The sequence below is a fragment of the Alkalihalophilus lindianensis genome, from assembly GCF_032843265.1.
Lineage (GTDB): Bacteria > Bacillota > Bacilli > Bacillales > Bacillaceae_D > Alkalihalophilus > Alkalihalophilus lindianensis.
Window position 1 is genome coordinate 1 of record NZ_JAWJBA010000594.1, and the last position, 258, is coordinate 258.

General features: G+C 50.4%; 1 pseudogene. It reads right to left on the bottom strand.

From position 1 onward, the window contains the following. Positions 1–258, bottom strand: a pseudogene (locus RYX56_RS23555) (stage V sporulation protein AD); the annotation flags it as partial.

Below are 258 nucleotides of genomic sequence, written 5' to 3' on the forward strand. Positions count from 1 at the left end.
CCATATCGATAACCTTCCCAATAGTAGCCGATGTCGTTACAGGCATGTTTTGTGCAGGATCATTGGGCTGCATTAGAGCAACCCCGGCCCCGGTTACTGTCCATTGGGCTGTCGGCGGCTTTTGTCCGCCATATTCGGTTGGATAACGGAATTGCTTTTCGGCTGCTGCATTATGGCTGGCAGCACCTGTTAAAACGTACTTTGCCCCCTGATTATTCACGACAAAGGATGCAAGCGCTAAACCTTCCATAGATGTGG